This window comes from Kineococcus radiotolerans SRS30216 = ATCC BAA-149, from assembly GCF_000017305.1.
Taxonomy (GTDB): domain Bacteria; phylum Actinomycetota; class Actinomycetes; order Actinomycetales; family Kineococcaceae; genus Kineococcus; species Kineococcus radiotolerans.
In genome coordinates this window covers 4,733,100-4,754,083 of the sequence record NC_009664.2, presented here as the reverse complement: position 1 = coordinate 4,754,083, position 20,984 = coordinate 4,733,100, and the positions used below count along the sequence as shown (strand labels likewise).

The following is a 20,984-nucleotide window of genomic DNA, read 5'->3' as shown; positions in this document are numbered from 1 at the left end:
GTCCCCGTGCTCGACAACGCACCACACCTCGCCCCCGAGCTCGCCCTCGAGACCACCCTCGAGACCGCCCTGACGCTCCCGGCGCCCTCACTGCCCGCCGGGTGCGTACCCGCGATGCCGGTGGCCCCGCTGCTCGTCATGGCGGTGGCCAGCCCGGCAACGGTGCCCGGTCGAGGTGAGGTGCCCCGTGGCTGACGCCCGCCTCGCGGTACCCGCCGCCCCCACCGCGGCCACCAAGGCGCCCCCGCGCACCCCCCGGCGGCGCCGCTCCGGCCGGTCCGCCTTCCTGTTCCTGCTGCCCTGGATCCTGGGGTTCGTCTTCATCACCGCCGGCCCCCTGATCGCCTCGCTGTACCTGTCCTTCACCAACTACAACCTCCTGGAACCGGCCGTCTGGACCGGTCTCAGCAACTACCGGCAGCTGTTCACCGCCGACCCACGCTTCTACACCTCCCTCGCCGTCACCGGCGTCTACGTCGCGGTGTCCGTCCCCCTGCAGCTGGCTTTCGCCCTCGCCCTGGCCGTCTTCCTCGACAAAGGCATCCGGGGCTTGAACTTCTACCGCTCGGTCTTCTACCTGCCCTCCCTCATCGGGGGCAGCGTGGGCGTCGGCCTGCTGTGGTACACGGTCTTCGGCTACGACGGCGGCGTCAACCAGGTGCTGCGCGGCTTGGGCTTCTCCGACCTGCCCAACTGGATCGGCAACCCCGACACCAGCCTGGGCACCATCGTGCTGCTGCACGTGTGGACCTTCGGCTCACCCATGGTCATCTTCATGGCCGGCCTGCGCCAGATCCCGGCCGAACTGTACGAGCAGGCGGGCCTGGACGGGGCCGGGCGGTTCAAGCAGTTCCGCCACGTCACCGTCCCCCTGCTCACCCCCATCATCTTCTTCAACCTCGTGCTGCAGCTCATCCAGGCCTTCCAGGCCTTCACCCCGGCCTACGTCATCAGCCGGGGCACGGGCGGGCCGGCGGACTCGACGATGTTCTACACGCTCTACCTCTACATCCAAGGGTTCACGCGCTTCGACATGGGTTACGCCTCGGCGATGGGCTGGATCCTGCTGCTCATCATCGCGATCTTCACCGGCCTCAACTTCCTCTTCTCGAAGTACTGGGTGTTCTACAATGACTAGTCCCACACTCACCAAGAGCCGAACCGACACCCGCGGACCTGAGCTGCGCCGGCGCAGCGGGCGGCGCCACTCCACCCTCAAGCACGTCGCCCTCCTCATCGGCTCCATCGCCATGCTCTACCCGGTGCTGTGGATGCTGAAGAGCTCCATCACCCCCGAGAGCGACATCATGACGTCGTTCTCGATCATCCCCACCTCGATCACGTGGGAGAACTACCGCATCGGCTGGGCGTCCGGGGTAGGCGGCGGCATCCCCGTCTACATCGTCAACTCGCTGATCGTCGTCATCGGCTGCGTCATCGGCAACCTGGTGTCCTGCTCGCTGGCGGCCTACGCCTTCGCCCGCCTGGACTTCAAGTTCAAGAACGTCGCTTTCGCCCTCATGCTGGCGGGCATCATGCTCCCCTACCACGTCGTGGCCATCCCGCAGTACGTGGAATTCGCCTCCGTGGGGCTGGTGGGGACCTACTGGCCACTCATCCTGCCCAAGATCCTGGCCACCGACTCCTTCTTCGTCTTCCTCATGGTCCAGTTCCTGCGCGGGGTACCCCGCGAGCTCGACGAAGCAGCCGCGATCGACGGCGCCGGGGTCTTCCGCACCTTCTTCTCCATCATCCTGCCCCTGATGCGCCCCGCGCTGATCACCACCACCATCTTCACCTTCATCTGGAACTGGAACGACTTCTTCTCCCCCCTCATCTACCTCACCGACCCCGCCCAGTACACCCTGCCGCTGGGACTGAACTCACTGGTGAGCACCGAATCCGGAAGCGGTCTGGGACCCCTGCTGGCGATGTCGGTGCTGTCCCTGATCCCCATCGCTCTTTTCTTCTTCTTCACCCAGAAGTACATCGTCCAGGGCATCGCGACCACGGGGATCAAATGACCACCACACCCACCACCACCGCGACCGGCGCCGCGACCACCGCCGCGACCACCGCAGGCACGCCGGCCACCGACCCCCAGGACATGGGTGCACAAAGCACCCAGCCTTGGTACCGCCGCGCCCGGCGACTGGGCCAGACCAACCTCGTCGAAGCCGACCCCGCCCGCCTCGACGTCGACTTCTGGCGCCAGCAGTGGCGACGCACCGGCATCGACGGGATCTTCGTCAACTGCGGGGGCATCGCCGCCTACTACCCCTCCCAGATCGAAGGTCACAAGCTCGCCCCCGGCATCGCCGAGCGCGACCTCTTCGGTGAGGTGCTGGCCGCAGCCCGCGCCGATGGGCTGGCCGTCATCGCCCGCATGGACTCCAACCGCGGCGATGAGGACGTCTACCGCGCCCACCCGGAGTGGTTCTGCGTCGACGATCAGCAGCAGCCCTACCGGCGTGGGGACAAGTACGCGACCTGCGTCAGCAGCGACTACTACGACCAGTTCATCCCCGACGTCTTCCGCGAAGTCATCGCCCGCTACGCCCCCGACGCCTTCGCCGACAACGGCTGGGCCGGCATCGACCGCGCCAAGATCTGCTACTGCGCCAACTGCGTGCGCCGCTTCGGTGCGGCCACCGGGCGTACCCTGCCGGTCCGCACCGACTGGGACGACCCCGACTACCTCGCCTGGATCGACTGGAACTACGCCCGCCGCACGCAGCTGTGGGAGCAGAACAACGCGGTGACCCGAGGCGCAGGCGGTCCGGACTGCCTGTGGCTGGGGATGCTGCACGGCCAGATCGCGCACAACGCCGCCGTCTTCCAGGACAGCGCCGCCCTGGCCCAGCGCACCCCCGTCATCCTGCTGGACCACCAACGCCGCCACGGCGACGAAGGCTTCGAGCAGAACGCCGAAGTCGTCAAGCGACTGCACGACGTCCTGGGCTGGGACAAGCCCGTCTTCGAGTGCACCGCCTTCTACGACATGGGCTACCCCGCCTTCCGGCTCTCCAGCATGCCGCGTGCCGAAGTGGAGCTGTGGATGAGCGAAGGCTGGGCCGGCGGCGCCTCACCGTGGTGGCACCACATCGGCTCCGTCCACGAAGACCGACGCCAGTACGACAACGCCGTCGACCTCTTCAGCTGGCACAGCGCCCACCAGGACGTGCTCACCGAACGGACCCCCATCACCAGCGTCGGCGTCGTCTGGTCCCAACCCAACTTCGACCTGCACGGACGCGAGGACGGCCCCAACACCGTCATCGCCCCCTACGCCGGGCTGACGCGGGTGCTGGTCACCGAGAACATCCCCTTCACCCCGATCCACGTCGACCGCATCGCCCACGCCGACGTCGACGTCCTCGTCCTGCCCGACCTGGCGGTGATGAGCGAAGCCCAGTGCGAGGCGGTCCGCGCCTTTGTCGACGCCGGCGGATCGATCATCGCCACCGGAGCGACCAGCGCCCTGGACGAGCACGGCCGCGAGCGCGAGGACTTCGCCCTGGCCGACCTGCTCGGGGCCCACCGCACCGCAGCGCAGCGAGGAAGTGTCCTGCCCCCGACGCCTTCCATCGAGATCTGGGACCGGCACAGCTACCTGCGCCTTGAAGATCAAGCGCACGCGGCTACTGACGAGGCAGCACCCGAGGCAGCAGACGAGACAGCACCCGAGGCAGCACACGAGGTGAGGGCGGGGCGGCACCCCATCCTGGGCGGACTCGGGGACACCGACACCATCTCCTTCGGCGGGTACCTGCCCGTGGTCACCGCCGCCCCCGGGGTGCAGGTGCTGATGACCTATGTGCCGGAGTTCCCCATCTTCCCGCCTGAGACCAGCTGGATGCGTACCCCGCGCACCGACATTCCCGCACTGCTGGTTCACGAGCGGCCCGGGGGTGCGCGTGTGGTGTACCTGCCCGCCGACCTCGACCGCTGCGCGCACCGAGAAGAGCAACCCGACCACGCCCGCGTCCTCGCCGGCTGCCTGCAGTGGGCGCTGGAGGGACGCAATCCGCTGCGGGTGCAGTCCCCCGCCCCGGTCAACACCAACCTCTACCGCCAAGCCGGCGGCTACGTCCTGCACCTGGGCAACCTGCTCTACACCTCCACCGTGCCCGGGCGTCAGGCGCAGATCGTGCCCTACGGGCCCATCGACCTCAGCGTGCAGCTCACCACCCCCGGGGAGCAGGTGCGCTCGGTGCGTGGGCTCGTCGACGCCGGCGACCTCACCTACACCGTCGAGGGTGACTGGGTGTCCTTCCGAGTGGAGCGACTCAGCGCGCACGAAGTCGTGCACATCGTCACGGAGGCGCCGTGAAGAGCACCGTGAGGAGCAGCCTGAGCGGCACCGCGAGCGCCCTGTGGGAAGGACTGCAGGAAGCACAGCGAGAGGCACGGCAAGAAGCGAAGGAGACACGGTGAGTCCCATCGCCAGTCCTATCGCCGCGCACGCGATCTGGAACCGCTGTCCGGGCACCGCGCGAGGTGTCGTGCTGCTGGCCGGCTCCCTCGGCTCCGACGCCACGATGTGGCAGCCGCAGATCGCGGCGCTGACTCCCGACGTCGACGTCCTGCGCATCGAGCACCGCGGTCACGGCGCCTCACCGTCGACTCCGGGGCCCTACGACCTCGATGACCTCACCGACGACGTCCTCGCCGTCTTGGACCGCGAAGGCGTCGAGGACGTCACCATGGTCGGGTTGTCCATCGGCGGCATGATCGCGATCAACTGCGCGTTGCGCGCCCCGCACCGCTTCCCCCGCCTCGTGCTGCTGTGCACCTCAGCCCACCTCGGCCCCGCCTCCGCCTGGCAGGAGCGGGCGGCCCGGGTGCGAGCGCAGGGACCGGGGGTAATCGCTGCTGACGTCGTCAGCCGGTGGTTCACCGCCGCCTACGCCCAAGCCCACCCCGACGACGTCCAGCGGATGATCGACATGATCGCCGCGACCGACCCGGAAGGGTACGCCGGGTGCTGCGAAGCGATCGCCGCGATGGACCTACGCCCCCGCCTGCCGCACCTGCACTCACAAGTCCTGGCCATCCCCGGTGCGCAAGACCGCACGACACCACCAGAGCACCTGCACCAGATCTGCGACGCCGTGCCCACCGCTCACCTGGTCACCGTCCCCGGCGCGCACCTGGCCAGCTGGGAGAACGCCGACGAGGTCAACCGCCTCATCCGCGAACACCTCAACCTGCCCGCCGACCTGCCCGCCGACCTGCCCGCCGACCCGCCTGCCGTAGACCAGAAGCAGAGTCGCGAGCAGAGCCAGGAGGTAGCACCACCCCGACCGGCCCAGACCCACCCGGGACAACTGTGATGGTGGGTCGCACCAGCGCCGCCAGTCCCAGCGCCACCAGTCCCAGCGCCACCAGTCCCAGCGCCACCAGTCCCAGCGCCACCAGTCCCAGCGCCACCAGTCCCAGCGCCGCCAGCAGCACCGCCAGCAGCACCGTCAGCCCGGGGACACGGCCTGGATCGGTGCTGTCCCCGCCCCCGCTGGGCCAGACCGACCAGACATCGACGCCAGCCCAGAGCGTGGGCCTGGGCCTGGGCGGTGCTGCCCGCGCCGCACTCCCGCCGGACCAGGTACCGACGTGAACGCCGATACCGGACCCTCCACTTCCGAGCCCCCTGCCCCCGAGCCCGCTGCCCCTCAGCCGGCGACTCCTGAACCAGCCAGTGGCGGGGCCCCGCACGTTCCAGCGGTGCTCAGCGCCCTGACCCTCCTCATCGGCTTCCAACTCCTCGGCACGCTGCTGGTCGACCTCACGCAGCTACCCGTGCCCGCCGCCGTCGTGGGCCTGGTGCTGCTGCTGGCCCTCGGCGCTTGGTCCCCGAAGCTCGTGCGCCGGGTCCAACCCGCAGCCGATCCCCTCCTGAAGCACCTGCAGCTGCTGTTCGTACCGCCCGGGGTGGCGGTGCTGACCCAGGTGCCGACGATCCTGGACGCAGCCGCACCGCTAGCCCTCGCCGTTCTCGGGTCCTTCACCGGCGCGCTCGTGATCGCCGGCGTCGTCTTGCAGAAGCTGCTCCAGCGCAGGCCCCGCCCGTGAGCGCGCTGAGTCACGCATCGATCCAGACGCTGGGCCCCACGCTGATCGACACGCTGAGCCACACGCCAGGATTCGGGCTGGCGTTGACCCTGGCTGCCTACCTCGCCGCCAGCCAGCTGCACCACCGCCTGGGCCGACCCGCCCTGCTCAGCCCGGTACTGGTCACCATGATCGCCGTCTCCGTCGTCCTCGACGTGCTCGGGATCAGCTACCAGGAGTACCTCTCCTCCGTCTCCATCCTGGCCCTGCTGCTGGGACCGGCGACCGTGGCGCTGGCCCTGCCGCTGCTGCACTCCGCCCCTGCCCTGCTCAGCGACCGACTCGCCGTCGCGGTGACCCTCCTGCTCACCGGTGCCGTGAGCCTGGCCATCACGGTGGCCGCCCTCACTGCCTTCGGTGCCGATGACGCCCTCGTGCTCACCACCTTGCCCCGATCGGTGACGACGCCGGTCGCGTTGACGCTAGGGGAGAGCATCGGCGCCAACACCACCCTCGCCGTCGTCCTCACCCTCATCTCCGGCATCCTCGGAGCCACCATCGGCCCCTGGCTGCTGGACCGAGCCCACGTCAGCGACCCCCGCGCGCGGGGATTCGCCCTCGGGGTCACCTCCCACGGCATCGGCACCTCCAGAGCCTTGACCGAGTCCACCGTCACCGGTGGATGGTCCAGCGCCGCGATGGTCCTCAACGCCCTCACCATGACCGTGGCGCTCCCCCTCCTCGCCCGCGCCTTCCACTGACCCCCCGCAACACCACCCGTAGGACGTCGGCAAGACCCCCCGCAAGACCCCCCGCAAGACCCCCGGGGTCTTGAACCCTCCTGGCCTTCCCCCGTCGGTTCACAGGGCAGGTCCCGCCAGAGCGCGAGCGCTGCGCGCCCCCCACCAGAGGGCATCCACCCGTTCGCGTCCCTCAGCCACTGAGACCAGCGCTCAGTCACCTCGCAAACCGGCGAGGAACGCTCCCTGACCCCTGAGAACCCTGAGAACCCTGAGAACCGCCAGCCGCGTGAGCCGCCTTGCGCGCCTTGCGCGCCTTGCGCGCCTTGCCCCGAAAGGACGGGAAGCTTGAAAGGGCTGAAAGCCCGAGGCTGACCCCGAACCGGTCGTCGACGCGCGACGGCTCACCCCAACGCTCCGGGGCCAGGTATTCAGCTGATGTACGCCGCCGCCTCGCGCTGCGCCGCTTCGAAGACGCGGTTGGTTCCGCCGAACACCACCAGGGTGCTGATGCGCCCGGGTGTGGTGCTGAGCAGGTCGAGCACATCGGCGGTGGCCGGGGCCAGGTGCGCAGTCGGGGTCAGCACCAACGGCCCGTCCAAGATCCCCATCGCCGCAGCCCCGACGAGAGCGTCGGGCCAGTTCTCGCCGGTCGCCAGCCCGACAGGCGTGTCCGTGACCGAGTCACCATCTGAGTCGCCAGCTGAGTCACTGGCCGGGCTGCTGGTGGCGGGGGCGAAGGCCGAGGCGAGCAGAGCGGAGGTCTCGTAGCGGTCCGCACCGACGATGGCGTTGTCCAGGGCGTTGTCGTAGGCGGCGTCGGGGATGTCGTTCTCAACGGCCTCAGCAGCCACCCCGCCCACGGGCACGGTGCGAGCACCCGTCGGGTCGTACTCAGCGAGATAGCGGGCAGTGTCGGCGGGCAGGTGCTCGCCGTCGGTGAGCAGCACCTGCCCACCGGTGCGGGCGGCGAGGGCAGACACCGCCAGCCCGTCGGGGTAGTTCCAGCCGTTGACCAGGAACAGCGGGGTCGTGTCGTCCGCGCCGTCCCAGGACCGTACCCGCTCCGCGATGTGTACGGCGGTGCCGAACCGGTCGAACCCCGCGACCCGATCTGCGTTCATGAACGGGCGCAGGGCGTAGATGTCCTGGCCGATCGTGCTCGGCACCGCGTCGCTGGTGCCGAGGAGGTAGACCCGCGGTGAGCGGACCAGGACACGGTCCAGCTCCGCGCGCAGTTGCGGGGTGAGGTGATCCCCGGAGGTGAGGAACAGCGGCGCGGACAGTGTTGAGGCCAGCCGCGCCCCGGCGAGGGAGTCGGCGTAGGTGTCGGCGCGGGCGATGACGACCGCGGCGGCGGTGTGCGCGAACGGGGCCAGCCGCTGGGAGGCGAGGACAGCGGTCTGCACCCGATCCGCCCCGGCGAGCCGGTGCACACCAGCCTCCAGCGGAATCCCGTAGGTGGGCTGGTCGGGGGTGACGAGCAGGACCTGGCGGGCTTCGCGGTCGGCGATGGCCACGGTGCCGTCATCACGCACCGCCAGACCCGTCACCGCACCCAGCGGACTGTCGACCGCGTCACCGAGAACAGGCCGCCCATGGGTGCCGCCGGCGATCAGGGACCAGGCACCGCCGGCGCTGCGGGCGCTGACGGTGTGCCCGTCAGCGACGTAGAGGGTTCCGTCATCACCCACAGTCAGCGCGCTCGGGGCTGCCAGTGGGTGCTCGCTGCCCGCTCCGGCGAGGACCGTCCTGCTCCCGTCCACGCCCAGGTGGACGACGGCGTTGCCGTCTAGGACGTAGAGGGTGTCGTCGGCCCCGACCGCGAGCGCACGCGGGTCGGCCAACGCGGTGGGTTTACCCGTCCCAGCGACCAGGCGCAGCAACTTCGTCACCGGGTCGATCGCCACCAGGGAGTCCGCGGTGGAGTCGGTGGCGTACAGGATGCCGTGGCTGTCGGTAGCCAACGCGGTGGCGTGCAGGGGGGACGCGGCCGCTGGGCCCGGAACGGGAACACCCGAACCACCGTTACCCGCCACGAAGCTGGAACCGTCGTTACCGCCGAGAACGTAGCCCGCGGCCGGGTCGGAGGCGTAGACCGTGAACCCATCAGAGGTCCGCTGCGTGTAGGCGAGAGCCAGCGCGGTAGGCGAGAACGGTTTCCCCGTGGCGGGCACCTGCCCGTCGGGGAACACCTGCCGCCATGCCCCGAAGTCCACCGAGAAGTTCTGCGACTGCAGACCCGACACGTCCTGCCACTCCACCGTGCTCGTCAACCCACCGTCGACGAAGGCGAACCGGCCACCGTTGGTGCCCGGAGCGTCTTCCACCGCGACAGCAACCGGGCCGGTCAGGTTCCGGGTCAAGCGGAAAGAACCATGGTCCAGGCCCGTCGTCGGGTTCCCCGTGCCCGCCAGCACCTCCAACTGCGCCGGCGCCGGCGACCACGCCGCGGCGGCAGTGGACGCGCCCGCGACGGGAGTGAGGACCGGCGCAGCCAGGCCCGCGGCGGCAGCCACAACGAGGGCGCGCCGGAGACGGCTGTGACCGGTGTTGTGGAGACGCCTGTGACCGGTGTTGCTGATGTGCACGAGGCACCCATCGGCAGGCGCAGCCCCAACGTTACGCACCTCAGACCACGCGCAAGACCACACGCAAGACCACACGCAGGCCGCACACGTCAGGTCCTCACCGTGAACACCGAACCTGAGGCCCGCGGCGGAACGAACCGGTACCGCCCTTTCCCGCGAACCCTCGACGCGAACCCGTTCTCCACCACCCCCTCCTCCACTAGTAAGCATCAGCATCCAGCGGAGAAAGAAGCAGTATCAACCTGATACGAACCAGACGCTTCCTGCTCATTGTCACTCAATCCGGGTAATTGGCCGCCGGTGATTTGAGGTTGCGGTTGCTCTCGGCCTGAATGAGGCCCATGGCCGCGCCCGGGCGTCTGTCACCATGCCCCACGGCCACCCGCACCACCACCCAACTGAGCGACAACATCGACGGCAGCCCCGCCACCGAACGCCTCACCTTCACCCTCGACGGCGACGCTCACGAGATCGACCTCAACGCCGACCACGCCCGCCAGTTGCGCGCCAGCCTCGACGTGTTCATCCAACACGCCCGCCGCACCGGAGCCCAGACCATCGGGCACCGCGACAACTGCAAGCGCACCACACTGGCCCCTGACCACCGCATCATCCGCTCCTGGGCCCGCACCCACGGCCACCGCGTCACCGCCACCGGCCGCATCAGCCCCACCCTCCTACGCGCCTACCAAGCCGCCCAACTGACCCCCGCGGAGCTCAGCCCCAGGCGGCAGGCCCCACCGACGCGACCTCCCCGCCCGCCAGCGCCGACCGGGAAGGGTCCACGAGCGTGCGAGGAGCTCACCGGACGGTGGCAAGCGGCCAGCGACGAGACCGGCGACGAGATCAGCCGGCCGCGGGCCAGCGACGCAGTGATCGACACGACAGCTGGTGGACGCGATCCCTGGTCGACGTGATCGCTGATGGCGTGATCAATGGCCCGATCAACGCCGGCGCCTTCGCCGATGTCGCGACGGATGTCCTTACGTACCGGGGGGGGCCCAACCCCGACGCTCTCCACGCCCCACACCCCGTGCCATCAGCGCACCGGTGTGGCAGGCTCAGCCCAGAGTGAAACGCGAGAGCCCATCAGCCCAATGAAGTGCTCACCGGGACTGAAAGACACGGGTCAGCTGGCATCTGAAGCAGGCAGGAGCGTCGACGTGCCCCGCATCACCATGCACATCAACACACGTCGAGCCACCACCGTCGGCCTGACCTCCTTCGCCACCCTCACCCTCATTCCCCTGCTCGCCCCGGCCAAGGCCAGCGAACGCGCCCTCCTGCTCCTGGCCGCCGTCCCCGCGGCCGCGCTCTTCGGCTACCTCGCCGGCTACGCCACAAGCTCCGCCACCGGCTCGGCTACCCATCTCGACGCCGCGCAGCAGGACATCCAGCTACGCGCCGCTCATCTGCAGGCCGCCCACCGCAGCGCCTCCACCACCGCCCAGCCTTCCGCGCCGGTGATCAGACTCATCAGCGAGCCCCTCCCCCCGTCCGGGACCGGATCACCCGCCGGCAGCGGTCACCTCGCCGGCCTCGCCCGCCCCCCAGCCCAGCAGCACCAGCACCAGCACCAGGAGCCGCAGTCCAAGCCGCAGCAAGGGCTGCACCTGGTGCCCGCGCCCATCCGTGAGGCCACCGCCACCGCTGACGCTGCCGTCCAAGGACCCCGCAGTAGCGATCCCCACCTCACCCTCATCGTCACCCATCCCACCCAGCACCCCGCCAGCTGACAGACCGGCCCAGCACAGCCCGGCTCGAGCACCCGCTCTGGCGAGCAGCACCACTTCCCCGCCGCCCCACAGGCCGCCTCACCAGATCCGCCACGGGCAGCAGAGCACCAACCCCGCAGATACGGCTCATGGGCCCGGCTCCCCAGCCGTGGCTCACAAGGGCAGCAGGGCCGCCAGCACCTCCCCGTAGCACCCTCACTGCACTCCACCCCTGGGCTCCCACCCCCGGACTACCCACTCAAGGACCCGCCATGACCCAGACCCCCACCCACCAACCCGCGAGCGCCGACACCAGCGCCAGCACCCGCGCCGGCACCAACGCTCACGCCAGCGCCAGCGTCACCGCCCTCAGCAGCGCCGCACCCGACGGTGAAGACCCCGCCACCCGCGCCGCCCGAGCCCGCCACACCAACGCCCATCGCGCCGCTTACGCCGCCCAAGCCCTCCACCACCACACCCGCGCCAGCGGCAGCCACGCCGAGGACATGCAGCAAGCCCTCATCGAACTGCTCAGCGACCTGCACCACCTCTGCCACACCTGCGACCTCGACCTCGCCCCCCTCTACCAAGCCGCCACCCTCGTCTACGACCGCGAAGCCCACGCCGCCTGACCCGCATCACTACAACGAAGCCCGACACAACCCGACACAGCCCGCTCGGCAGGTCTCACTCGCCGCCCTGCTGCGCGTCGTCGCCGTCCTCGCGGTACCCGTCGCGGCCGCCGGGCCCTTCTTCCTCCTGGGCGTCCTGAGCGGCACCGTCACCCCACCGACGCCGCGAATGCCCTGGACCCCCTCGTCCAGGCTGTCGGCGTCCTCCTGGGCGCCGTCGTCGAACACGTCGACCCGACCGCCCCGTGACCGATGGCATCTGAACGCGCGTCCGACAGCCTCCCGTCGGTCAGGGACCGCAGATGTTCCGCGACGTTGCCCTCAAGGTCGACCACATGCCCCTTAAGGCCGACCACACCCTCGCCCGAGCACATGGCGGAACCCAAGCCGACCAGCTCCTCCTCACCACCTGCAATCCCAGCCGCGGCGCCACCGTCCGCACGACGACCAAGCCACGGCGCTACTGGTCGAGGGAATGGTGACACTTCGCGGTCAGCGCTTGGTGAGGTCAACCCGCCTAGGCACCATCATCGGAATGTCCTTCCGCAGGTTCACTTTGCGCCTCGGAGCGAGCACGACCCGAGTGCCCGACAAGTAGTCGTGAACCCCACGCCGACCGCCTGGCCGGATGCACACCATGATCAGTGTGGCTGTGGACCACAAGAACCCGATAGTGGCCAGCGCCTCCCACCCGGCCGACGTCGACCCCCCAGCCTGCGAGGCGAAGAAGAACGGGATGAAGAACACGAAAAGGCGAACGAAGGACGAAGCGGGGGCGACGCCGGTGCCCGATGCACGGACCACCCTGATGCCCATCAGCCCCTTGCCCAGCGTCTGCCCGCCGCGGTTGACCACCAGAAACCACTCCAGCGCGACGTAGGCCAGGAAGTAGCAGAGCCAGACCAGCAGCGCGATCGCCAGTCCATCCTCGTCGAGGCCACCGCTGAAGGCGGTCACGAGACCTGAGATCAGGCCCACGACCACGGCCAGGGCGAAGGTCAGGACCAGGGCGAAGCCGAGGTCGATGAGCCGGGCGGCCAGTCGCCGGAAGAAGGGCGCAGTGATGAGCTGTTGCACTCGGTCACAATTCCACGCGGCCCGCCCGTTTGTCTCAGGGTCCCGCAGATGCGCAGGCGCGGGAGGTACCGAAGAAATTTGGATCGTCACAGGGCCACGACTGCGCGGCCGGGACGCCCGGCCCCGACGCGGCCGGAGGTTGACGGGCCGTGAACAGGGGTTGAGTCACCCCCCCCGCCCTCGCCTGGTCACCGGTCCCGCCTGCTCCCCGCCGGTGCTCCTGGACCTCCTGCCACAGGGTCGCGCGGGGCCCGAACATGCCGAGCACCGTCACCGTCTTCGCGTTCGCCCGCACCACCTCGTAGCAGTGCCCACGCACCCGCACCTGATCCCCGGCCGCCACGTTGTGCCGGCCGACGCCGGTGGCCGTCCCATCCGCGACCTGCCGGGCACGCACCGCCTGCCAGTGGGCCAGGTCGGCACGGTGCGCCTGCAACCGCTCAGCGACTGCGGCCGCGTGGGCGGCCATGTTCAGCCCATACCGCACCGCGGCCCCCTGCGCGCTCTCCCCAGCCCGAGGACGGTCGGGCTGCACCTGCCCCCGATCCAGGTCTGAGTCCGGGCCGCCAACCGCGCTCAGGGCCGCAGCAGCGGCCTGCCCGGCAGCGACCGCGCGCTCGCAGTGCGCGAGCGCCTTCTCCTCGGCCCCCACCCTGGGGGTCAACCGCTCCACTCGCTTCGCCACCGTCACCGGGTTGTAGCGGGCATCGGTGGCCGCCTTCGCGATCCGCGCCGCCCGCCGCGCCTCCTCGGCTGCGTCGGTGTGGGCCACGCTGGCATCCATGTGCGCGCCCATCCGGGCCGCGTCTCGCCGGGCCCGGCCCTCGCTGTGGTGCCCGACCAGGATCAGCTGACCCAGCGGGATGCCCGTCCGCGATGCCGCGCGCCGCGGCGTAGCGGTCCCCCACCGCCCACACGGCGGCCTGCTCGTGCCGTTGGGCGCGCTCATCGAGACAACCGCGTCGATCGTGGACGTATCTGGGATGAGGGCGTCAAGACGGAGCCCCTCGGGCAAGATGATCTGTCGTAGGGCTTGGCGGCCCGCCCCATCGGACGGGTCGCCGATCAGAGCAGGTCATGTGGTCGTTCACGGGGGGCGAGTGGGTGTGGCACAGGTGTCGCCTGAGGCAACCGGCGGGGCGGGCACGATCGAGGAGTACACCCTCGCCGCACTCGCGCTGGGACGGTTGCTGACCGGGGACTTGATGCCAGGGCTGGACACAGCCCCCACCAGCATCGCCCTACAGCGGCGCGTAGCAGGCCACGCTCTGGACGACCTGGTCCTGACCTCCAATCAGGGCGCATCGCCATCGAGCATCGACTACCAGGTCAAGCGCCGGGCGGCTCCCACCCCCTCAGACCGCGCGTTCCTCGACGTCTTGGGACAGTGTCTGCAGGAGCTGTCCACCCGACACGACGAGCTGGACGCAGGCAGCCTCCGTCTAGGCCTCGCCGCCGGCGGCCCGAGGGCCCAGCTGGAAGAGCTGCACCGGTTGACCGTCATCGCCCGGGCTCATACCAGCGTTGACACCTTCCTCGGGCTGCTCATGCCGGGAGCGATGAGCGCCGAGGTCCGTGGTCGGTACGACCACGTCAAGGCCGCCGTCGAGCGGGTCCTAGCCGAACGAGGCGACCAGGAAAGCACCGGACAGGGCCTAGAGGTCGACGAGCTGGGGGTGGACCGGCTCGTCCACGACCTTCTGCGTCATCTGCACGTGTGGATCATGGAGATCGGTGAGGACGGGCGCGACTTCCTTGACACTTTGAGCCGCCTCGCGCAGGTCTTCCCCTCCGCGGCGCCGTCGGTGCGCTCGCTCTTCGCGCAGCTGCGTACGCTGGCTGAAGGCTGGGGACCGAACGCGGGCGTCATCAACGTGCCCATGCTCCGGGCCGCCCTCCTGGCCGCAGGTGTCGCCCTGGACACCGCTCCCCAGCACAGGCACGAGCTCGAGCGTGTCCTCACCGCGTCGGCGGATGAGCTGGCACGCACCGTCGACCAGATCGGCGGGACCCTGCGCCTGGAACGCGCACGCGTTGTCGATCAGATCGACCGGGCTGTTGCGGGCGGTGGGCTGGTGCTGATCTCAGGAAGCGCCGGTGTGGGTAAATCGGTCCTGGCTCGTCGCTGTGTGCAAGAGCAGGGCGAGAACGCGACGGTGGTGGCCATCAATCTTGCTGTGCGAGGCGGCGACAGTCCCACCAGCCTTCAGGACGAGCTGGGTATCCCCCACCTGCCCACAGCGCTGGCAGCCGCACCCACCGCGGGGTCTCGCATCCTGCTCATTGACGGGGCCGAGAACGCCCTGGCCGACGCAGGACGGCTGCTGGAGTTCCTGCTGGACGCGGCACCCACGGGCGGACGGAAGAGTCCGCCATGGACCGTCGTCATCACCTGCCGCCGAGAAGCTGCCGACCCTCTGACCCATCATCTCGGTGATCGATTGACTTCACACGTGCCGGTGGGCGACCTCACCGATGACGAGATGAACGAGGTGGAGCAGGCCTTCCCTCTCCTGGCGCCTCTTCTGCGTCACCCTCGCAGTAATCAGCTCCTGCGCCGGCCGTACCTCGTCGATCTCATCGTCCGGTCAGGCAGTGCCCTGCCCGAGCAGGACCCGATCGGTGAGGAAACCATCCTCGACCTCTTCTACAACACGGTCGTCCGACGCTCCGAGGGGATGCGTCCAGGGCAGGGATTACCCCATGAGCGAAGCCGCGCCTGGGAGGAGGCGGCGGAAGCCGTCATCACCGGCACGGGCAGCACATCCCTGTCAACGGTTCCTGGCCCCGCAGTGGGCGGCCTCGTCAGCGACGACGTCCTGACGCGCCACGGCCGGACGTACCGGTTTTCCCACGACGTCCTGGCCGACTACGCAGCAGCCATGGTCCTGGCCGACGATCCGGCGCTTTTGGAACAGGTTCACTCCCCTCGTCCGCTGTTGCGAGCAGTCCGCTTGGCCGGACAACGCACCCTGTCCGCAGCGAGCGACCCGGCAGAGCTGCGCGCTGTCTGGAAGCAGCAACTGTCAGTCTGTGAACGGCTCGCGGCCCGCGACGGCGACCGCTGGAGTGACGTCCCGTACGAGTCGGCTTTGTCTTTGGCTGACCCCGGGGTTGTCCTGCAGGGGCTCGGTCTGCAGCGGCTCGACCTACAGGAGCTGGTCCCCAACACCGCCGGACAACCGCGTCTTTTGGATGTCGCGCGGCTCATCGCGGTGACGACTCGTTTCGCGACGACCGACCGTACGACGCCCGACCGCATGACGCTCGATGGTGCCAGTCTCGTTCTCAACAGCGTGCTGGCTGCCCCGGTGATCGGACTGCTGATCGCTACCGCCGCGGAGTTGTCGGAAGGGTTGGCAGCGTCCGCCGTGTTGCTGACGGAACGATGGCTCCGCAGTCTGGAACTCCACCGCCTGCGGCCGGGCGACTTCGGCATCGACTCATCGCGGTTGTGCGCCGCGACGGTCAGCTGGGCTGGGGATGCCACGTATGGGCAGCGTTACGAGTCCGCCCTTGCCGTCCTCGGCTTGCTCGGCCAGAACCTCCCCGCCGAAGCCAGCCCGCTTCTCGAGCGAGCTGTCGAACGCGGCGACGACCTCGAAGCAATCATCGAAGATCCGGACGTTGCAGCCGCGTTGGCCCGAGACAACCCCGATCTGCTCTTGGAACTGGCTGGCTGCTACTACCTCGACTGGCCGCTGGACATGGATGGTGCACGAGGCCGGCTCCCGATGACCCCGCGCCGCACCCTGCGAGGCCGCCGACGGCTGGGCGTTCCAGGCGACGAGGACGGTATCCGCGACCACTCGCACCGCACCGCACGCCGCCGCGGTTTCGGTTTGACTGGGCCCGACTGGGGGCCCTTCGCTGTCCTGTTGGACCACTCACCTGCCCACGGTCTGAGGCTGGTGGGTGCCGTCGTCGATGCCGCCACCCGGCACCGAGGACGCGAAGAAGCTTCGTTCTCCAGGCCGCAGCGTCCACTGGCTCTCGAACTCACCTTCCCGCACTGGTCGAACGCCCGCACCTATCGCGGTCCCGCTTCTGCCTGGGGGTGGTACCAGCGGGCTGGTACCGGGCCCTACCCGGCCATGTCGGCTCTAATGGCGCTGCGCCGATGGGCAGTTGCACAGGTGAGCAAGCGGCCTCTAGAACAAATCCTGGACGATGTCCTGCTCGCAGGTGTGAGTCCGGCACTGGCAGCCGTGGGGTACTCCCTCCTGCTCATTAACCCATCGACTTCCGGTGCACTGCTAGACCCCTTCCTCCAAGAGCCGGACGTCTGGGACATGGAAACGTCCCGAATCTTCGGTGGTGGTGCAGGGTGGGACACCGGCGAGCCCGGGCTGAGCACCCAGGTCGACGGTGTCGTCATACAGCTCGTACTAGGTGGCGACGAGGAACGTCGCCGTGAACTCGAAGCGACCGGTGAACGGTTCTTGACAAACTCCCGTGCTCGCCAAGGTGAACCCGCTGAGGGCTCCCCGGAGCTGGCCGTCGCTCGGCGGCGCGCGTCCATGTTTCGGATCGAGTACTACCGGCTCAACCCGGTCGAGAACCAGCCGAACCAGCTGGAGGTTTCAGTCGAGTTGCCCTCTGATCTTCAACAGCAACTGGAAGAAGGCGGCGGCCGTGAGGCCCGCACCCGTCTCGAGCTGTCCAACCACCTGTTCGCCGCCATGAAGATCCGCGACGAATCAGTAGACCAGCCCGGCTCGGCAGCGCAGCTGTACACCACCGTTGGGACCATGGTGCGCGACGAGGGCAGCGACTCCGAGCTCGGCATCGCCTTCAACCCTGCCGAGACCTTGGCGATGGCTGCGGCCGCCGTCGTAGTGCAGGCGGCCCGTGGCGGCGAGGCAGAACTACAGATGCTGCCCACCGCCGTGGAAACACTTCTCCGCCTCGTGAACGAGAACACGCCCAAATTCGCGGACGCTGACCGCGACATGAGTTGGGACTTCGGCGCCGACCGGTCACTCGCGACCGCGATCACCCGCCTGCTCAGCGACGACCTCCTCCTGGATGCATGCGGCAAAGATAAGGATCAGTTCACCTCCATAGTAGAGATGCTGTCGGCCAGTCAGTCCCGCCAGGTCAGAGACCGCCTCCTGCAAGGGCTGGCCGCAGCGTGGAACGACACCGACTGCACGAAGCAGAGGACTCACGCACGACACACCACCGCCATGGCCGTCTACCTTGAGTGGATCCTGGCTGCAGGAGTTGGTCCGTGGAACGGTCAAGAACGTCCCCGCAAGCGTTTGAGGCAACCTCTTGAGGAGGCGCTTACCGATCCCGACACCCTGTTGAACTACGACACCGCCGCGGACGCGCTACCCGGGCTAAGGGCGGCGGCACGTTGTGACTGCCCGCACGGCGAGGGCGCTCGACGAACGCTGGCCGCGCTTGTCGAGTATGACCTAAGGCGTAGACCCACCGATGCGATCCCCCGCGGGTTTCGCGGATCGCGTTACTGGTGTCAGCAGATCAGTCTCTGGGTCTCCTCCGCGGTGCTCGACGGCAATGACGACATCCTCGACCGCTATCTCACGGCGTTCACCCCTGCCCCCGAGGAGCTGGCTTTTGTCGTTGAGTCACTCGCGCTCCAGGCCGTGTCGACCACGCAGGGACAACGGTCGTTCGAGGTCTGGCCCAGACTGCTTGATCAGCTGCTGCCCGCGGCGCGGTCTGCACGGGAAGCATCACGCCGGTCCCGACAAGAAGCATCGAGACGTAAACTGGACGAAGCGCTACTACCGATACCGCAGTCCGGAGCCTCCTGGCCGCCAGATGAGTACGCCCGCGTGATCGATCGCTGGGTGACGGCGTCCGAACCGTCCCCCGACCTCGTCGACCGGCTGCTGCTCTGCCTGGCCGCCAACGCGCTGGAACGTACGCCCCAGGCAATGGGCCTCGTCCTGAGGATGATTGGGCCCGACGGGTCTCGGATTCTGGGGCGTAGTCAATACGTCGAGACCTGGTTGCGAGATGTGGTGCGGGAGGAGCACGAACCTGGATCGCTGCGTCGGGCTCTACTGCAACTGGTCGACAACCTCGCTCGACGCGGGTCGTCAGTGGCGATCCTTGTCCAGAAGGAGCTGGAGCAGTAAGCAGAGTCCGACGTCGTGCGAGGTGCACCGCAGACCAAAGCGTTGAGCATCAGGACGACTACAGGCGCAGCATCTGGGCCCTAGTCACCGCGTCAGTCACTGCTGATTTCCACAGGCTGGTCGGATCCTGCTGCCGTCAGCGCCACGCCAAATCAGGACGACCGGGGTAACGCGGCCCTGTAGGAATGACGCCTCCTCCGATGCCGGCACCAAAGGGAGTAATGTGGTTCCGGTCGAGCTCCTTGGCCCACTCGGCGACCTGACTCTCGTAGCGTTCGAGGAGCGGCCACGCCAGCCCGATCCTGCCGCCAAGATTGCCATGAGCGAACAGGCCCGTGTTCTCCGGTAAATCCTTGATTCGCCCTTTGAGTCGCTTCAAGGCCGGCGCGTACGGTTCGTTGCCGTCGATGACCATGAGGGGAGCAGCCACAGTGGTGCCCGCCTGCCGCCGGGTGAGGTAACACACTGCGGCCCAGTCCTCCCACGCGTGCTCATACCCGGCGGCGCCGAGGGCGAGGTGGTTCTGCAGCAGCGGCCGCAAGTACTCTCGCAGGCGCAGTTCGGCGTCGGCGCCGTCTTCTGCCCACAACACCGCCGGGGTCAGCACCGCAGCCGCCTCTAGGATTTGGTCATTCCACGTGAGGCGGTTACCGGCGGCCAAGTGGGCAACCAGCTCGTCGCGACGGACGGCGGTGGCAGCGATGCCGGCGGCGTGGGTCAGCAGCGTCGCCACTCCCAAACGCAGGCCGATCAACGGCGTGAGTCCACCGACGATCTCGCGTGGCACCGAGCGGGTGATGGTGGGTAACCACCAAGCATCGGTGCGCTCATTTCCCCAGTAAGCGCTGGTAGCCACCAGCGCGCTTAACGTGGCGGTGCCGGCGAGAATCTGATCCCGACGACGGGCGTACACGGCCGCCAGCTGATTACCGCCCACGTTGAACTCATTTGAGCGGACAGCGTCGAGGTTCGCTACCCGGTCGGTCTCCCGGCTGAGGGTGTCATGCAAACCAATGGCCACATTCGCCCCGGCCAGGGCTCGCTTGGCGAAGGCCACAGCCGCGGGCGGCCCCACGGGATCCTGCAGGCGCTGTTCCGCGAGCGCCTGCAGCGCGTCGACCACCCGCGCCAGCTCTACCCCCGCATCTGCGATAGCCACCGCGGCCCGACGGGCGCTGGCCAGGTCCTGGGCGTGCCCGCTTAGGGGGAACTGGTCGATCCACCAGGTGCCGTAGCGGGGGCTGCGGGCGGCCTGCAGGCGCGCTCGGAGGGCGTTGTCCCACGTCGCTGACCAGCCGATGACGAGCAGGCCATAACGGTCGAAGACCTCATCGATCAAGGCGTTGAGCGCAGCCGGGTAGGTATTGAGCTCCTCGGGGGTGTTCAGCGTCGCGGGTGAGAGGTAGTCACCGTGCAGGTGCACCACCACCGCTCGCTGGTGCTGCAGCGGTTCCATCCCCTCCACCGCGGCCGGAGAGTCGATGACGACCGGCTCGATACCCGCCTCGCGCAGCGCGGTCTCGATGAGGCGGTCGAAGTTCAACGTCAGTACCACCCGCACCGCGCCAGTGACCACCAGCTGGGCCAGCGCGTGGTGCACCGCACCGGGACGCTTCTCCCCCCGTTCGCGCCCGTCCTCGGTGGGCTCGAAGAAGCCCCGCAGCAAGTCGCGCCGCCCCGCCGGCGTGGGCGCCAGCTCCGCCAGCAGCCCGTCGTAGCCTGCGCTGCCACCGCGATCAGACCACCATGCTTCGGGGTCGGTCGGCACCGCCTCACCGGCAGCGAGCGCGGCCCGGCGGATCAGCTCCTGCCGCACCTCCCACGCCGTGGGCAGCCCCGCCGACGCCGACGCACCGGCCCCGAGCAAGGCAGCGACCGTGCCGGGGCCGGACTGCAAGGCCAAGGCCAGGGAGACATGAGCATCCACGCGTCTCATCTTGTCCCAACGGGCTGACTTCTACGGGCGTTTGCGTCCTGTCGCGAGCGCTGTACAGGGGCGGAGCGCCAGTGCGGGCGAGAGGTCCCGGGTAGGTGAAAGACCAGCGGGGACGAGAGACCGACGCGG

The 20,984-nt window shown here is 68.9% G+C and carries 15 protein-coding genes; 11 read left to right on the top strand and 4 right to left on the bottom strand.

The window, feature by feature from the left end; all coding sequences use genetic code 11:
• Nucleotides 1-6 precede the first annotated feature (6 nt).
• From KRAD_RS26275 to KRAD_RS22700, 7 genes are all read left to right on the top strand, one after another.
• Complete coding sequence (locus KRAD_RS26275) at nucleotides 7-195, top strand: hypothetical protein (protein WP_012088072.1); 189 nt, start codon at nucleotides 7-9, stop codon at nucleotides 193-195.
• The gene (locus KRAD_RS22725; RefSeq protein ID WP_012088071.1) at nucleotides 188-1,138 is read left to right on the top strand and encodes a carbohydrate ABC transporter permease; all 951 of its coding nucleotides are present in this window, start codon (nucleotides 188-190) and stop codon (nucleotides 1,136-1,138) included. Before KRAD_RS26275 ends, KRAD_RS22725 begins: the two co-directional genes overlap by 8 nt.
• Nucleotides 1,131-2,024, top strand: coding sequence for a carbohydrate ABC transporter permease (locus tag KRAD_RS22720; RefSeq protein ID WP_012088070.1), 894 nt, complete (start codon nucleotides 1,131-1,133; stop codon nucleotides 2,022-2,024). Before KRAD_RS22725 ends, KRAD_RS22720 begins: the two co-directional genes overlap by 8 nt.
• The gene (locus KRAD_RS22715; RefSeq protein ID WP_012088069.1) at nucleotides 2,021-4,333 is read left to right on the top strand and encodes an alpha-amylase family protein; all 2,313 of its coding nucleotides are present in this window, start codon (nucleotides 2,021-2,023) and stop codon (nucleotides 4,331-4,333) included. Before KRAD_RS22720 ends, KRAD_RS22715 begins: the two co-directional genes overlap by 4 nt.
• A gap of 100 nt (nucleotides 4,334-4,433) precedes the next feature.
• A complete protein-coding gene (gene pcaD / locus KRAD_RS26725) occupies nucleotides 4,434-5,336 on the top strand; it encodes a 3-oxoadipate enol-lactonase (RefSeq protein WP_012088068.1) in 903 nt (300 codons plus the stop codon).
• Nucleotides 5,337-5,724: 388 nt separating this feature from the next.
• Nucleotides 5,725-6,072 (top strand): CidA/LrgA family protein, encoded by a 348-nt coding sequence (locus KRAD_RS22705; protein ID WP_041292403.1) that lies wholly within the window; start codon nucleotides 5,725-5,727, stop codon nucleotides 6,070-6,072.
• Nucleotides 6,069-6,812, top strand: a complete 744-nt coding sequence (locus KRAD_RS22700; RefSeq protein WP_012088066.1) for an LrgB family protein — start codon at nucleotides 6,069-6,071, stop codon at nucleotides 6,810-6,812. Before KRAD_RS22705 ends, KRAD_RS22700 begins: the two co-directional genes overlap by 4 nt.
• Before the next feature lie 410 nt (nucleotides 6,813-7,222).
• Here the strand turns inward: KRAD_RS22700 and KRAD_RS22695 are convergent, their stop codons facing one another.
• The gene (locus tag KRAD_RS22695; protein WP_162145154.1) at nucleotides 7,223-9,121 is read right to left on the bottom strand and encodes a cell wall-binding repeat-containing protein; all 1,899 of its coding nucleotides are present in this window, start codon (nucleotides 9,119-9,121) and stop codon (nucleotides 7,223-7,225) included.
• Between the two features lie 602 nt (nucleotides 9,122-9,723).
• On the opposite strand from KRAD_RS22695, the gene KRAD_RS27360 reads away from it, so the two are divergent.
• The 3 genes from KRAD_RS27360 to KRAD_RS22680 all read left to right on the top strand — a co-directional run bounded on the left by KRAD_RS27360 (nucleotide 9,724) and on the right by KRAD_RS22680 (nucleotide 11,729).
• A complete protein-coding gene (locus KRAD_RS27360) occupies nucleotides 9,724-10,299 on the top strand; it encodes a histone-like nucleoid-structuring protein Lsr2 (protein WP_238985797.1) in 576 nt (191 codons plus the stop codon).
• A gap of 246 nt (nucleotides 10,300-10,545) precedes the next feature.
• On the top strand, nucleotides 10,546-11,118 hold the full coding sequence (locus KRAD_RS22685) for a hypothetical protein (RefSeq protein WP_012088063.1): 573 nt from the start codon (nucleotides 10,546-10,548) through the stop codon (nucleotides 11,116-11,118).
• Between the two features lie 251 nt (nucleotides 11,119-11,369).
• The gene (locus KRAD_RS22680) at nucleotides 11,370-11,729 is read left to right on the top strand and encodes a hypothetical protein (protein ID WP_012088062.1); all 360 of its coding nucleotides are present in this window, start codon (nucleotides 11,370-11,372) and stop codon (nucleotides 11,727-11,729) included.
• A 492-nt stretch (nucleotides 11,730-12,221) separates the two neighbouring features.
• On the opposite strand, the gene KRAD_RS24795 is transcribed toward KRAD_RS22680, so the two are convergent.
• Nucleotides 12,222-12,806: an RDD family protein gene (locus KRAD_RS24795; protein WP_012088061.1), complete on the bottom strand. Its 585-nt coding sequence runs from the start codon at nucleotides 12,804-12,806 to the stop codon at nucleotides 12,222-12,224.
• 34 nt (nucleotides 12,807-12,840) lie between these two features.
• On the bottom strand, nucleotides 12,841-13,755 hold the full coding sequence (locus KRAD_RS22665) for a DUF3560 domain-containing protein (protein ID WP_012088060.1): 915 nt from the start codon (nucleotides 13,753-13,755) through the stop codon (nucleotides 12,841-12,843).
• A gap of 151 nt (nucleotides 13,756-13,906) precedes the next feature.
• Here KRAD_RS22665 and KRAD_RS22660 point away from each other — a divergent pair, with 151 nt between their 5' ends.
• Nucleotides 13,907-18,919: a hypothetical protein gene (locus KRAD_RS22660; RefSeq protein WP_157873729.1), complete on the top strand. Its 5,013-nt coding sequence runs from the start codon at nucleotides 13,907-13,909 to the stop codon at nucleotides 18,917-18,919.
• A 136-nt stretch (nucleotides 18,920-19,055) separates the two neighbouring features.
• On the opposite strand, the gene KRAD_RS24790 is transcribed toward KRAD_RS22660, so the two are convergent.
• Nucleotides 19,056-20,846, bottom strand: a complete 1,791-nt coding sequence (locus tag KRAD_RS24790) for an SIR2 family protein (protein WP_049821370.1) — start codon at nucleotides 20,844-20,846, stop codon at nucleotides 19,056-19,058.
• Between the last annotated feature and the right edge of the window lie 138 nt (nucleotides 20,847-20,984).